This window comes from Streptomyces hebeiensis (assembly GCF_052983195.1).
The window spans coordinates 4,343,222-4,355,252 of the sequence record NZ_CM129812.1; the positions used below are offsets into that span (position 1 = coordinate 4,343,222).

Genomic DNA, 12,031 nt, shown 5'->3' on the forward strand with positions numbered 1-12,031 from the left:
GGCGGTGGCGGGCCGGGTACGCGGCCGAGGTGTCCCGTGGTGTCAGGACCACGCTTCGAGGAGGTCGCCGGGCGCCAGGCCGAGGACACCTTCGGCGGTGCACCCGCCGCGGGCGACGGCCAGGAGCGGGGTGTTCTCATCCGCTCCGGGGAGCCGGGAGCGGTGACCGACGAGCCGGGCGAGGTCGCGGTGGTCGAACGGCTTGTTCTCCAGCCACTTGACGGAGCCGACGAACGTGACCTTCTTGGCGATGGGGGAGCGGTCGGCGCCGACGAGGTCGATCTCCGGGTCGTTGGTACGGGTCCAGTAGCCGCCGACGGCGTTGGTGCCCGCGGGGAGGCCGTTGTCGGCGAGACGCCAGAGGGCTTCGCGGACGACGGGTTCGACGGCCCGGCCACGCCAGGACGTCCAACTGGAACGGATGGCGTCGAGGACGCGGTCGCCCCGGCCTCGTTCGACGGACGGGATGCCGGGGCCGACGAAGGACAGCCAGAAGCGCAGGTACGGATCGTCGACGCGGTAGCGGGTCTCGCGGCTGGGCCGGGTGGACAGGGGCAGTTCGGCGGCGACCATGCGACGGCCGGTGAGGAACTCCAGGGAACGTTTGACGGAGCCGGGGTTTATGCCGCCCGCGGCCCGGCCGATGAGGGTGAACGTGCGCTCGCCGTGGCCGATGGCGCCGAGGACGGTCCGGGCCTGCGCCTCGGTGGGGAATTCGGCGGCGAGGGCGCGCTCGCCGCTGACGAGCAGAGCGGACGTCGGCGTGGACAGGGCCTGCCGCAGATAGTCCCAGAGGCCCCCGCCGTGCGGCCATTCCTCCAGGATCAGCGGGAGCCCGCCGGAGACGAGATAGGCGTCGAAGGCCTCGGCCGGGGGCAGGTCGAGCATCGTGGCGACGTCGTGCGGGCTCAGCGGGGGGACGACCATTTCGGTGCCGCGCTGGTAGAAGGGGCGCCCGTAGGTGTTGAGCTGTTCCATCATGGCGATGTCGGAGCCGACGAGGACGAGCAGGACGGGCAGCCTGGACAGGGTGCGGTCGAAGACCTTCTGCAGAGTGCCCTCGAAGCTGGGGTCCGCACGTACGAGGTAGGGCATCTCGTCGAGGACGACGACACTGGGCGCGTCGGTGGGCAGCACCGTGGCGAGCAGGCTCAGGGCCGTGTCCCAGGAGTGGGGGACGGGCAGATCCGAGAAGCGGTCGGCGCCGGGCAGGCCGGAGGCGGCGACCTCGGCGCGGAAGCCCGACAGGTCCTCCGCACGGGAGCCGCCGACAGCCGTGAAGAACACATGCGGCAGCCCGGCCCGCTCCAGGAACTCCTCCACCAGCCGGGACTTGCCCACGCGACGCCGCCCGCGGATCAGCACCGCCCGCCCGGGCCGCCCGCCACGTCCACCGGTCTTCACGGTGCGCAGCAGGTCGTCCAGCCGGTCCAGCTCGGTCCGGCGTCCGATGAATCCGTCCATGCCGCCACCATCCCTGTTGCTTTCGTGTAAGAAAGTTTCTTCAATGAAACTTTCTTTCATGAAAGCATCGTATCCGCGATGGCCGAGCGGGCGCGGGGGAGACGCGTCGCGCGGGGGGCCGGACCGGGTCCCGGGAGGGCGGCGGCGCTCGCCATGTACGCCCGGCGCACGGGTCGGGCGTACCGTTCTGGGTGTCACCGTCAGAACTGGAGCCACCGTGCCATCTTTCACTGACGACCACATCGGCGGAGTCGGCGCCCGTATCGCCGACTTGCGACAGATCCGCGGCTACTCCCTACGGCAGCTCGGGCAGCGTGCTCATATCTCGCACGGCATGCTCTCGATGATCGAGAAGGGCGACCGGAACGCGTCGGAGTCCGTGGTCGCTGCGATCGCCCGCGCGTTGGGCGTGGGGGTCTCCGTGCTCCGCGGCCAGCCGTATCGGGAACAGCTCCAACAAGACCGGATCGACCAGATGCTGGAGCCCATGGGCAGCGCGCTCGACAACTGGGACGTGCCACCGGACGACACGGCTCCGGCACCTCGGTCGCCGGCCGAGCTGCGTCAGGCCGCCATGGCAACCAGGAAGATGCGAGAACGGGCCGAACTCGGCCGCTTGGCCGCGACGTTGCCCGGCCTGCTCGAGGAACTGGCGCACGCCGTCCACGTCCATGACCGTCCGGGCCGGGACCGCGAGCAACTCAACTGGTGCCAGGCCGAGGCAGCGCGCGGAGTGTGGCGCGTGGCGTACCGGATCGGGGAGATGCACCTCGCACGGCTGGCGCTGTCCCGCATGGCCTCGGCCGCCGCGCAGTCCGGAGACCCGCGTCAGGTGGCCGTCGAGCGGTGGATGCGCGCGCAGACCTCGTTCGAGGGCGGCAGGCCCGGCCTGGACATAGGGCTCCGCCTCCTGCGTCAGGCGCTGCGGGATCTGGACGACGACGGAGATCTTCACACCAGGGCGGTGCGCGGTTCCCTGTACCTGAAGGGCTCGATCCTGGCGTCCCGGAAGAGCGACGCCGACGCGGCGAACGGATGGCTGAACGAGGCGCGGGAGCTGGCCGGGCGTACGGGCGAGACCACGTCCTACGAGCTGACGTTCGGCCCCACCAACGTGGCGCAGCACGCGGTGGCCGCCGCAGCCGACCGCGACGAGCACGGCGAGGCGCTGGAGTTGGCTCGGGAGGTTCACCTCCCCGAGGGGTACCCGCCCAGCCGCGCAGGCCACTACTTCATCGACCTGGCCCGCGCGCAGGTGTGGACGGCCCAGCACGACGCCGCGTTCGCCTCGCTGCTGAAGGCCAAAGAGCTGGCGCCACAGCAGACCCGTCACCATCCGCAGGTGCACGAGACGGCTGCCGCCCTGCGCCGCGCGCGGGCCAAAGTGCCGGACCCGTTGCGAGAGTTCTCCCTTTGGTGCGGCGTGTAGCGCTTAGGTGACTGTGTGTCAATTGCCTGGGTGTTCACACTTTGTGGACACCAGGGTCTTGTCGAGTGACCACCATGTGACGTGAGATAAAGCCCGTCACGTGGAGCCGACCATGAGCGCTGCACCCGCACCCGTCACCGCCGAGGCCGTCCGGGCCGCCATCGACCGCGCCGAACAACTCGGCCGTGCCGACGGGACGATAGAGCAGCTGCACGCGGTCGCCGGTGAGCTGCGCGGTCACATCCGGGTCCTGCTGCCGGTGGCCCAGGCGGAGGCGGACGGCCTGTGGAAGGGCGGCGTCGAGTGGTACACGCTCGCCTCGCGGCTCGGAGGTGTCAGGCGCGCGGTCGACACCGACCAGGAACCGAGCGGCCTGCTGGCCGCACACGTGCGGGTCCAACTGCTCAGCAGGGACTGCCGCTGGCTTCTTGACGAATTCGGCACGGCGCTCGTGGCCGGGGACACGGGCCGGGAGGCGGACCGGGGCGCGGGCCGAGGTGCGGACGGGAGCGGGCAACGGGGCGCGGACAGGGGCGCGGGCCGGTGATCTCCCTGCGGCTCGCCGTCCCGGGGCCGGCCCTCTTCCACCTCGGTCCCTGCTTCTTGTGCCGCCGCTCCGGGGCGGAGACCGTCCGTATCGGCACGATGGCCAGCCCCGGCGGCCCAGGGCACCGGGCGTACGAGACGCCGCTGTGCGCGTGCCGCGACTGCCTCGGGTACCTGCTGGCCATGCATCACGCCGCCCACGCGGATCCCGCCCGCCGCTGCCTGGCGCCCGGCCACCCCTGCTGATTCTTGTCGTTCCGATCCTCTGGAGCCGCCATGTCCTGCGCCCGCTGCGGCCGGCCGATCCTGCCCGGCCAGACGTACACGACCCACTCGGTCGAGACCGGCACCGGCGCCGCCCCGCCCGTTCACCTGCACAAGACCCCGTGCGGCCAGGAGCGGGGTACCGCCCCCGACCGCACATCCCGGCCGCGCCGCTGACGCGGCCGGGGCGGATCAGGGAGTGAGGTCCAGTACGCGCACGGGTTCGCCCGTCCAGCGCTTCGGGGCGGTGGTCGCGATGACCGCTCCGTCGGGACGGTCCGGGGTGGGCTGCGCCGCGTACTGGCTGTGGGCCGCCGCCCAGGTCTCCTGTCGTGCCAGGGCCAGGGCGGCGGACAGGTCCAGATCCAGGACGGTGATACCCGGCAGAGCCGCCAGGTGCTCGGCCGTTCCCGGCCGGGCGCGGTCGGCTTCCACCAGCGCGCACGCCGGGGCGTACAGGAACCAGCCGGATTCGGCGTGCGCCCGGTGGATGAGGCGTGAGGCGAGAACGTTGCCCTGTCCGGCCGCGGCCATCGCCGTATCGTCCAGGACGATGTGCATGCTGTCGCTCACCGGCCGGCTGCCTGTCCCAGACGCCGGTCCAGCTCGCGGTCCAGCTCCTGTCGTTCGGCTGCGGTCGGGGCATACCCGGTCCACGCCTCCAGTGCCGCCCGCGCCGCCTCGGCACGCTCCGCCCGCTCGGCCGGAGTGAGCAGATTCTCGGCGAGTCGGGCGAGATAGGCGCGCAGGGACAGGCCCTCGGCGGCCGCTATGGCGGCGAGCCGGTCCTTGGCCTCTTCGGGGATACGGACATTGGCATCAGCCATCATCGTGCTCCTTCCCGCGCTCACAGGGTACGTACCCGTACCCGTACCCGTACAATCGGCGGCCGGCGGCCGGCGGTCAGTAGTCGCCGCGTGGGCTCAGTCCTTCTTCAGGTAGGCCAGCACCGCCAGCACCCGGCGGTGTCCGCTGTCGCTCGGCGGCAGGCCCAGCTTCGCGAAGACGTTGCCGATGTGTTTGCTGACCGCGCGGTCCGAGACCACCAGGGTCTTCGCGATCGTCGCGTTGTCCCGGCCCTCCGCCATCAAGTGCAGTACCTCGCGCTCGCGCGGGGTCAGCGACTCCAGCGGGTCGTCACGGCGGCGGGTCAGGAGTTCCGTCACCACCTCCGGGTCCAGCGCCGTGCCGCCCGAGGCGACCCGGTCCAGCGCGTCCAGGAACTCGTCGACCCGCCCCACCCGGTCCTTCAGCAGGTAGCCGACGCCGCTCGCGCCGCCGCCCAGCAGCTCCGCCGCGTACGCCTCCTCCACGTACTGCGACAGCACGAGCACCGGCAGGGCCGGGATCTCGCGCCGGGCCGCGAGCGCCGCGCGCAGGCCCTCGTCGCGGAAGCCCGGTGGCATGCGCACGTCGAGCACCGCCACGTCCGGGCGGTGCTCGAGGAGGGTCGGCAGCACCTCGGGGCCGGTGGCCGCGACCGCCACGACCTCGTGCCCGGCGGAGGAGAGCAGCAGGACCATGCCCTCCCTCAGCAGGGCGTTGTCCTCGGCGATCACCACACGCACGGCAGCTCCACTTCGATCACGGTCGGGCCCCCGACGGGGCTGCTCATGTCCACGGTTCCGTCGAGCGCCGCGACCCGGCGCCGCATCCCCAGCAGCCCGGAGCCGCCGCGGCCCGAGTCGTCGGCGCCGCCGCGGCCCTCGTCGCGCACGGTGAGCCGCAGCCGGTCCGCCGCACGCTCCAGCCGCACCGAGGCGCGGTCCGCCCCGCTGTGCTTGGCGGCGTTGGTCAGAGCCTCGGCGACGACGAAGTACGCGGCGGCCTCGACCGCCGCGGGTGCGCGTGGAGCGCCCACGGGGACGGCGGCGGAGCCCGCGCCGCCGGCGGGGCCGGGGTCGCCGGGGGAGCCCGTGCCGTCGGCGGGGCCCGTGCCGTCGGCGGGGCCCGTGCCCTCGGCGGGGCCCGTGCCCTCGGCGGGGCCCGTGCCCTCGGCCGGCGCGGGCTCCCCGTCCAGCCCCACCACGTCCACCCGTACGTCGAGCCCGCTGCCCGCCGCCAGCGCCCGCACCGCGCCCACGAGACCCCGGTCGGTGAGGATCGGCGGGTGGATGCCGCGCACGACGTGCCGCAGCTCGGTCAGCGCCTCCTCGGCCTGGTCCTGCGCGTCGTCCAGGAGCTTGCGGGTCATGTCGGGGTCGTTCTCGTACGCCCGCTTCGCCAGCCCCACCCGCATCGACAGCGCGACCAGGCGCGCCTGCGCGCCGTCGTGCAGGTCGCGTTCGATACGCCGCAGCTCCGCGCCGTGCGCGGCGACCGCGCCCGCCCGGGTCACGGTCAACTCCTCGACACGCTCTGCCAGCTCGGCGGTACGCCGCGCCTCCGGCGACGGCATCAGCAGCGCCCGCGACCAGGCCGCGTCGAGATCGGCGAGGCGCTCGATCAGCGGCAGGACCACCGCCCGGCGGTGCAACGCCCCGCACCACACACCGTCGACGACCAGGCCGGCGAACCAGACGGGCAGCGCGAGGAACGGCAGCAGCATGCCGTAGACGCAGTGCAGGGCGTACCACCGCAGGTCCTGCCGCGTTCCCGGGTCCTTGACCGCCGTACGCACCCGCTCCGACAGCGTGCCGGTGAGCTGCGCGTACGCCTCGGGCAGCGGCTCGCCCGTCCAGGCGGCCACCTTGCGGCGCTTGTACCCGGTGAGCCGGTGGAGCAGCAGCGCGGTCTCGGGCACCATTCCGGCACCGATGACGAGCAGCGCCGTGCCGGCCGTGAACACCAGGAGGGCGAGGAAGAAGTACGAGACCACCGCCAGCCCGAAGGCCGTCAGGAGCTGCGCCGATGCCCGGGCCGCCCGGCCCACCGTCCTCTCCATCTCGTCCAAGTCGTCGGTCATGCGGTCAGATTAGGCGACCGGGGGACGGGGACACGGGCGGGCGTTCTCCCCGATCGGGGGTGGAGCGGGCTACACCTCCGGTTCGGGAGAGCGCTCCATGGAAACGGGAGTTCACGGAGCGGCATGCTGGTCACAGACGTTCGGCGGCGAGGCCTACGAGCCCCGAGGCCGTCCGAACCCCTTACGCCGCTTACGGAAGGAACCCACTCATGAAGTCTCTGCTCTGGCTGGTGCTCGCGACCGCCCTCGTCGCCAACGTCGCGACGAGCGTCTTCATGACCGGCGTCCCGCAGCTCGTGGCCAACCTGGTCTCCGGCCTCGTCACCATCGGCGCGGGGGTGGGCCTGTACCTGACGCGCGGCACGCGGGCGGCTTCCTGAACCGTACGTGTCCGCTCGAAAGCCCGTACACCTCTGCCCGTGCTTGCGCCGCGTTCTGGCACGCTGGACGGCATGATCCGCACCGCGACAGCCGCCGACGTCCCCGTGATCCACGCGATGATCCGCGAGCTGGCCACCTACGAGAAGGTCCCGGACGAGGCGCGGGCCACGGAGGAGCAGCTGCGCGAGGCCCTGTTCGGCGAGCGCCCCGCCGCGTTCGCGCACGTCGCCGTCTCGGACGCGCCGGACGCCTCGGACGCGCCGGACGCCTCGGACGCCTCGGACGCCTCGGACGGCCGGGACGACCCCACCGGTGCGCCCGGCGAGGTGGTGGGCTTCGCGCTGTGGTTCCTGAACTTCTCGACCTGGCGCGGGGTGCACGGCATCTACCTGGAGGACCTGTACGTACGCCCCGAGAAGCGGGGCGGCGGCCACGGGAAGGCGCTGCTCGCGGAGCTGGCGCGGATCTGTGTCGAGCGTGGCTACGAGCGGCTGGAGTGGTCGGTCCTGAACTGGAACGAGCCCTCGATCGGCTTCTACCGGTCCCTGGGCGCGCTGCCGCAGGACGAGTGGACGGTCTACCGCCTGACGGACTCCGCGCTGACCAGGCTCGGAGCCGGCCGATAGGGCGACAGGGCCCTGAGGGGGCCGAGGAGTCCGGGCGACTCGCGGGGCGGTTCGCCCCTGGGCCCGATCCCGTACCGGCCCCCCCCCCGTACCGGCCCGGACCCCCGTACCGGCCCGGCCCCCCCGTACCGGCCCGGACCCCCGTACCGGCGCGGATCCCGTACCAGCCCCGGACCCCCGTACCGGAGCCGTACGGGATCCGCGCCCATCCCGGCGCCGGTCACGGCTCCAGGACGACTTTGCCGACCGTGCCGCGCGTCTCCAGCGCGCGGTGTGCCTCGGCCGCACGGGCGAGCGGGAAGCGTTGCACGGCCGGGCGCAGCCGCCCCGCCGCCGCCTCGGCGAGGGACCGTTCCTCCAGTACGCGCACGTCACCGCCCGCCTTCTGGATCATCACCGGGCCGAGGACGGACGTGGAGGTGATGCCGCGCTCCGCCAGCTCCTCCTCGGTGAACGTCAGCGGCGACCCGTCGTGCGGTCCCTCGCCCGACCAGCCGAAGACGAGGTGCTTGCCGCCCTTGGCCAGGAGGCCGACGGCGGCGAGTCCGGTGGCGCCGCCGACGGAGTCGAAGAGGACGGTGGCCCGCCGGTCCCCGAGAAAGGCCGTGACGCGTGCGGCCCAGTCGGGTGCCGTGTAGTCGACGGCGAGATCGGCGCCGTTCGCGGCGGTCCTGGCGACCTTGGCGGGGCCGCCGGCGAGGCCGATGACAGTGGCGCCGGCGTTCTTCGCGTACTGGACGAGGAGGGTGCCGATGCCGCCCGCCGCGGCCGGCACCAGCGCGATGTCGTCGGGGCCGAGCTCGGCGAACTGGAGGATGCCCATGGTCGTACGACCCGTGCCGATCATGGCGACGGCCGCCGCCTCGTCCAGCCCCGGCGGGATCTCGTGCAGGCGGGCCGTGTCGGTCACGGCGAGTTCCGCGTAACCGCCCGGGACCATGCCGAGGTGGGCGACGACCCGCTTGCCGAGCCAGCCGGCGTCCACGCCCGCGCCGAGTGAGGTGACCGTTCCCGCCACCTCGCGGCCGGGGATCGTGGGCAGTTCGACGGGCGCGGGGTACGGGCCGGTCATGCCCTCGCGCAGGGCGGTGTCGAGGAGGTGGCACCCGGCGGCGGCGACGGTGATCAGGACCTGACCGGGGCCGGGCCCGGGGTCCTCGACGGTCTCGTAGGTCAGGTTCTCGGCGGGTCCGAAGGCGTGGAGTCGGATGGCGTGCACGGGCGGGTCTCCCTGGTGTCGTCCTGGTCGTTTTCCGGCATGGTTCGGGTGGTGTCCCGGTGGTGTCCGGTCTGACGGGAGCCAGCCAATGACCTCATGTGCGCTTGAGGTCAAGGGGGGCAAGGGGGCAAGTGGGCGAGGAGGTCAAGGGGGTCAATGGGGCCGAGGAGGTCGGGGGAGGGAGGCAGGGCGGGGCGGTCGGGTGAGGCGGGCGGGTCGAGCGGTCGAGCGTAAGGAGGAAGGGGGTCGGCGGCCTGGCCGGTCACGCGGCCGACGGCCCTTCCCGCGGCGTGGGCCTCGGTGCGGCCGGCCGGCGTCCCGTCCTCCCCGGTGCCCGGCGGAGCGCCAGCATGGCCGCCTCGATTCCGCTGTTGAACGCCACCTCCACCAGCACCCCCGGCGCCGCGACCTGGTCCCCCGCGAGGAACACCCCGCCGCCGCGGTCGATCCTGGGCCGGTCGCGCCAGGTGGTGCCGGGCAGGTCGACCGCGCCGGTGCGGTCCGTCGCGACGGCCTCGCGCCGCCGGACCACCCGCTCGCGCCAGCCGGGAAAGCCGAGGTCGAGCAGGTGTTCGGCCCGGGCGACGCCGTCCCCCTTGCTGTCGCCCGGGCCGACGGGGAACTGTCCCTGGAGCAGTTGCTCGCCGGCCGGCGCGAGGGACGGGTCCGTGGCGGTGAACCGTTCCAGCCAGCCCGGGGCCTCCAGGTCGGAGACGATGTACGGATCGCGGCCGGCGGTACGCAGCGCCAGGTCGAGCAGTACGGTCCGGCCGCCGGTCCAGCGCGGTGTCCCGTCGCCGAGGAGGCGGCGGGCGGCCGCCAGGGACGTCGCGACGATCACCGGTGTGTTCTCGGGCAGGGCGTCGACCCGGCTCCCCGTCTCCAGCCGTACGCCCAGGTTCCGGGCGTGCGCGGCCATCCGGCCGATCAGCTGCCCCCAGCCGCCGCGCGGGAAGTGCGCCTCGGGAGGCAGGGCCGTCAGCCGCCGCAATCGTTCCTGGACGAACGCGGCGGAGAGCGCGCCGGGGTCGTGGTGGAAGAGGGCGACGGCGGAGAAGTGCGCGGCGGCACGCGCGGCGGCGGGGCCGGCCACCGCCGTGGCCCAGGTCGCGAAATCGGTGTCCACGGGGGCACGGACGGGGTCGCGCAGGCCGAGCCCGACCATCCCGAGGGGCGGGATCCTGCGCAGCGCTCCGTCGCGGTGGAAGAACACGCGCGAGCCGGCGGCCATCGGAACCCTCGCCATCGGGCCCAGCAGACCGCGGTGGCGCAGCCAGGCCCAGTGCGGGCCGCGGTGGTAGAGGGCGTGCGGGCCCTCGTTGGTCAGGTAGGGCCCGTCGGCCGTGCGGGCCCGGCCGCCGAGGGTGTGGTGGGCCTCGTGGAGGGTGACCGCGGCGCTGGCCTCGGCCGCGGTGATCGCGGCGGTGAGCCCGGCGAAGCCACCTCCGACGACGGTGATGTGATCCATGGTCTTCATGTCCCCACCCGTGCCTTCATCGACGTCGTGTCCGTGCGTGCTGCGTGCTGCGTGCTGCGTGCCTGCTGCGAGCGTGTGCGTGTGCGTGTGCGTGGGCCTGCCTGTGCCGTGTTCGTGCCCGCGTCTCCTGACGTGACGAATGCAGGACAACTGGATGTGACATCGGGGCGTTGTCAGTGGTGTACGTCACCATGGGGGGCATGGCAGGCAGGACGATGAGGGACGGCGGAACGGGGTCCGGCGCGGCGGCGGGCGCGGCGGGCGCGGGACGGGCGAGGAGGAGGCCGGCGGCCGCCGCGGTGGCGAAGCGGGCGGAGGTGCGGCTGCCGCCGCTGAGTCCGTACGGCGGCGGGCTCGACCCGGACGGGGACTATGACGGGCTGGAGTTCACGAACCTCGATCTGAGAGGTGAGGAGGGCCCCGGCGCGCGGTTCATCGACTGCGCCCTGCGTGGGTGCGGTCTGGACGAGACGGTGCTGCGGCGGGCGCGCTTCGTCGACTGCGTCCTGAGCGGTGTGCGGGGCGTGGGGACGGACCTGTCGGAGGCGTCGCTGCGGGATGTGGAGATGGTGGACGCGCGTCTCGGCGGGACGCAGCTGCACGGCGCGGCGTTGGAGAGAGTGCTGGTCAAGGGCGGGAAGATCGATTACCTGAACCTGCGGAAATCGCGGCTGAAGGATGTGGTGTTCGAGGGCTGCGTCCTGTCGGAGGCGGATTTCGGTGGTGCGGAGCTCGTACGGGTGGAGTTCCGGGACTGCGTGCTCAGGAGGGCGGATCTGAGCGGGGTGCGGATGAAGGACGTCGACCTGCGGACGGTGGCCGAGCTGGACATCGCCCGTGGCCTGGACCGGCTCGCGGGCGCGGTGATCAGCTCGGCGCAACTGCTGCAACTGGCCCCGGCGTTCGCGGCGCAGATAGGAGTGAGGGTGGAGGACGCGTTGGACTGAGCCGCATGGCCGGGTGTGAACGGTGGCGCCACCCCGCGCGGGGCCGGTGCGGCCCAGGGGGCCCTTGGCGGCGCCCGGGCCTTGGTCCGGCCCGCCGCCCGGAGCGTCGGCCGCGGACGGACTGTCCCCGGGTCCCCGGTCCGGGCCCGGTCCGGGACCGTGGACGGGGCGACCGCAGGCTCCGGGGGCCCGGGGGCTCGGTGCCCGCGGCCTCGGACCGGCCTCGCGCCGCGACGGGGCGAGGGGCGAGGGGCGTCGGGCCGTCGGTCAGGCGCGGGGGAAGCGGGCTTGCAGGTCCCAGACCACCGGGTTGTCGGCCAGGTCCTCGTGCAGGTCGGTCAGATCGGCCGTCAGGTCGTGCAGGAAGTCCCGCGCCTCACGCCGCAGCAGCCGGTGGCTGAAGGTCAGCGGTGGCTCGTCGCGCGGCATCCAGTCGGCCGTGACGTCCACCCAGCCGAACCGCCGCTGGAAGAGCATGCGGTCCGAGGACTCCGTGAAGTCCAGCTCGGCGTACTGCGGACGGGACGCGCGGCTGCCGCGCGGATCGCGGTCCAGTTGCTCGACGATGTCGCACAGTGCCCACGCGAAGTCGAGTACCGGCACCCATCCCCAGGCTGTGGACACCTCGCGGTCCGTGTGCGTGTCCGCCAGATAGATGTCACCGCAGAAGAGGTCGTGGCGCAGCGTTCGGACGTCCACGCGGCGGTAGTCGGTCTGCGGGGGATCCGGGAAACGGGTGGACAAGGAGTAGCCGATGTCGAGCACTGCCCGAT

General features: G+C 73.3%; 15 protein-coding genes. 7 read left to right on the forward strand and 8 right to left on the reverse strand.

Translation table 11 applies throughout. The features are described 5' to 3' along the window. Positions 1 to 42 precede the first annotated feature (42 nt). Positions 43 to 1,464 (reverse strand): ATP-binding protein, encoded by a 1,422-nt coding sequence (locus tag ACU6P3_RS18715; RefSeq protein ID WP_447193302.1) that lies wholly within the window; start codon positions 1,462 to 1,464, stop codon positions 43 to 45. A gap of 217 nt (positions 1,465 to 1,681) precedes the next feature. Between ACU6P3_RS18715 and ACU6P3_RS18720 the strand changes: the two genes are divergently transcribed. From ACU6P3_RS18720 to ACU6P3_RS18735, 4 genes are all read left to right on the forward strand, one after another. Beyond that, on the forward strand, positions 1,682 to 2,893 hold the full coding sequence (locus ACU6P3_RS18720; protein WP_447193303.1) for a helix-turn-helix domain-containing protein: 1,212 nt from the start codon (positions 1,682 to 1,684) through the stop codon (positions 2,891 to 2,893). A 112-nt stretch (positions 2,894 to 3,005) separates the two neighbouring features. Further along, positions 3,006 to 3,440, forward strand: a complete 435-nt coding sequence (locus tag ACU6P3_RS18725) for a DUF6415 family natural product biosynthesis protein (RefSeq protein WP_447193304.1) — start codon at positions 3,006 to 3,008, stop codon at positions 3,438 to 3,440. Further along, positions 3,437 to 3,685 (forward strand): hypothetical protein, encoded by a 249-nt coding sequence (locus tag ACU6P3_RS18730; protein WP_447193305.1) that lies wholly within the window; start codon positions 3,437 to 3,439, stop codon positions 3,683 to 3,685. The genes ACU6P3_RS18725 and ACU6P3_RS18730 overlap by 4 nt, the downstream gene beginning before the upstream one ends. Before the next feature lie 30 nt (positions 3,686 to 3,715). Continuing rightward, on the forward strand, positions 3,716 to 3,880 hold the full coding sequence (locus tag ACU6P3_RS18735) for a hypothetical protein (RefSeq protein ID WP_447193306.1): 165 nt from the start codon (positions 3,716 to 3,718) through the stop codon (positions 3,878 to 3,880). A gap of 15 nt (positions 3,881 to 3,895) precedes the next feature. Here ACU6P3_RS18735 and ACU6P3_RS18740 read toward each other — a convergent pair whose 3' ends face one another. The 4 genes from ACU6P3_RS18740 to ACU6P3_RS18755 all read right to left on the reverse strand — a co-directional run bounded on the left by ACU6P3_RS18740 (position 3,896) and on the right by ACU6P3_RS18755 (position 6,587). Then, complete coding sequence (locus ACU6P3_RS18740; protein WP_447197952.1) at positions 3,896 to 4,264, reverse strand: PIN domain-containing protein; 369 nt, start codon at positions 4,262 to 4,264, stop codon at positions 3,896 to 3,898. Between the two features lie 8 nt (positions 4,265 to 4,272). Beyond that, positions 4,273 to 4,530: a hypothetical protein gene (locus ACU6P3_RS18745; protein ID WP_447193307.1), complete on the reverse strand. Its 258-nt coding sequence runs from the start codon at positions 4,528 to 4,530 to the stop codon at positions 4,273 to 4,275. A 96-nt stretch (positions 4,531 to 4,626) separates the two neighbouring features. Next, the gene (locus ACU6P3_RS18750) at positions 4,627 to 5,271 is read right to left on the reverse strand and encodes a response regulator transcription factor (protein ID WP_447193308.1); all 645 of its coding nucleotides are present in this window, start codon (positions 5,269 to 5,271) and stop codon (positions 4,627 to 4,629) included. Next, positions 5,259 to 6,587, reverse strand: a complete 1,329-nt coding sequence (locus ACU6P3_RS18755; RefSeq protein ID WP_447197953.1) for a sensor histidine kinase — start codon at positions 6,585 to 6,587, stop codon at positions 5,259 to 5,261. Before ACU6P3_RS18755 ends, ACU6P3_RS18750 begins: the two co-directional genes overlap by 13 nt. Positions 6,588 to 6,817: 230 nt before the next feature. Here ACU6P3_RS18755 and ACU6P3_RS18760 point away from each other — a divergent pair, with 230 nt between their 5' ends. Together ACU6P3_RS18760 and ACU6P3_RS18765 are read left to right on the forward strand one after the other, a co-directional pair. Further along, positions 6,818 to 6,988: a hypothetical protein gene (locus ACU6P3_RS18760; RefSeq protein ID WP_447193309.1), complete on the forward strand. Its 171-nt coding sequence runs from the start codon at positions 6,818 to 6,820 to the stop codon at positions 6,986 to 6,988. Between the two features lie 72 nt (positions 6,989 to 7,060). Further along, the gene (locus tag ACU6P3_RS18765; protein ID WP_447193310.1) at positions 7,061 to 7,615 is read left to right on the forward strand and encodes a GNAT family N-acetyltransferase; all 555 of its coding nucleotides are present in this window, start codon (positions 7,061 to 7,063) and stop codon (positions 7,613 to 7,615) included. Between the two features lie 220 nt (positions 7,616 to 7,835). Here the strand turns inward: ACU6P3_RS18765 and ACU6P3_RS18770 are convergent, their stop codons facing one another. Next, complete coding sequence (locus tag ACU6P3_RS18770) at positions 7,836 to 8,834, reverse strand: zinc-binding dehydrogenase (RefSeq protein ID WP_447193311.1); 999 nt, start codon at positions 8,832 to 8,834, stop codon at positions 7,836 to 7,838. 262 nt (positions 8,835 to 9,096) lie between these two features. Then, entirely contained in the window at positions 9,097 to 10,302 is a 1,206-nt protein-coding gene (locus ACU6P3_RS18775; protein WP_447197954.1) for an FAD-dependent oxidoreductase, read from the reverse strand. Positions 10,303 to 10,502: 200 nt separating this feature from the next. Here ACU6P3_RS18775 and ACU6P3_RS18780 point away from each other — a divergent pair, with 200 nt between their 5' ends. After that, on the forward strand, positions 10,503 to 11,258 hold the full coding sequence (locus tag ACU6P3_RS18780; protein ID WP_447197955.1) for a pentapeptide repeat-containing protein: 756 nt from the start codon (positions 10,503 to 10,505) through the stop codon (positions 11,256 to 11,258). A 267-nt stretch (positions 11,259 to 11,525) separates the two neighbouring features. Here the strand turns inward: ACU6P3_RS18780 and ACU6P3_RS18785 are convergent, their stop codons facing one another. Further along, the gene (locus ACU6P3_RS18785; protein ID WP_344272443.1) at positions 11,526 to 12,023 is read right to left on the reverse strand and encodes a hypothetical protein; all 498 of its coding nucleotides are present in this window, start codon (positions 12,021 to 12,023) and stop codon (positions 11,526 to 11,528) included. Positions 12,024 to 12,031: the final 8 nt, after the last annotated feature.

Coding starts and splice junctions, on each gene's coding strand:
- ACU6P3_RS18715 (WP_447193302.1), bottom strand. CDS start 1,464: ATGGACGGATTCATCGGACGCCGGACCGAGCTGGACCGGCTGGACGAC.
- ACU6P3_RS18725 (WP_447193304.1), top strand. CDS start 3,006: ATGAGCGCTGCACCCGCACCCGTCACCGCCGAGGCCGTCCGGGCCGCC.
- ACU6P3_RS18735 (WP_447193306.1), top strand. CDS start 3,716: ATGTCCTGCGCCCGCTGCGGCCGGCCGATCCTGCCCGGCCAGACGTAC.
- ACU6P3_RS18740 (WP_447197952.1), bottom strand. CDS start 4,264: ATGCACATCGTCCTGGACGATACGGCGATGGCCGCGGCCGGACAGGGC.
- ACU6P3_RS18745 (WP_447193307.1), bottom strand. CDS start 4,530: ATGGCTGATGCCAATGTCCGTATCCCCGAAGAGGCCAAGGACCGGCTC.
- ACU6P3_RS18755 (WP_447197953.1), bottom strand. CDS start 6,587: ATGGAGAGGACGGTGGGCCGGGCGGCCCGGGCATCGGCGCAGCTCCTG.
- ACU6P3_RS18760 (WP_447193309.1), top strand. CDS start 6,818: ATGAAGTCTCTGCTCTGGCTGGTGCTCGCGACCGCCCTCGTCGCCAAC.
- ACU6P3_RS18765 (WP_447193310.1), top strand. CDS start 7,061: ATGATCCGCACCGCGACAGCCGCCGACGTCCCCGTGATCCACGCGATG.
- ACU6P3_RS18775 (WP_447197954.1), bottom strand. CDS start 10,302: ATGGATCACATCACCGTCGTCGGAGGTGGCTTCGCCGGGCTCACCGCC.
- ACU6P3_RS18780 (WP_447197955.1), top strand. CDS start 10,503: ATGGGGGGCATGGCAGGCAGGACGATGAGGGACGGCGGAACGGGGTCC.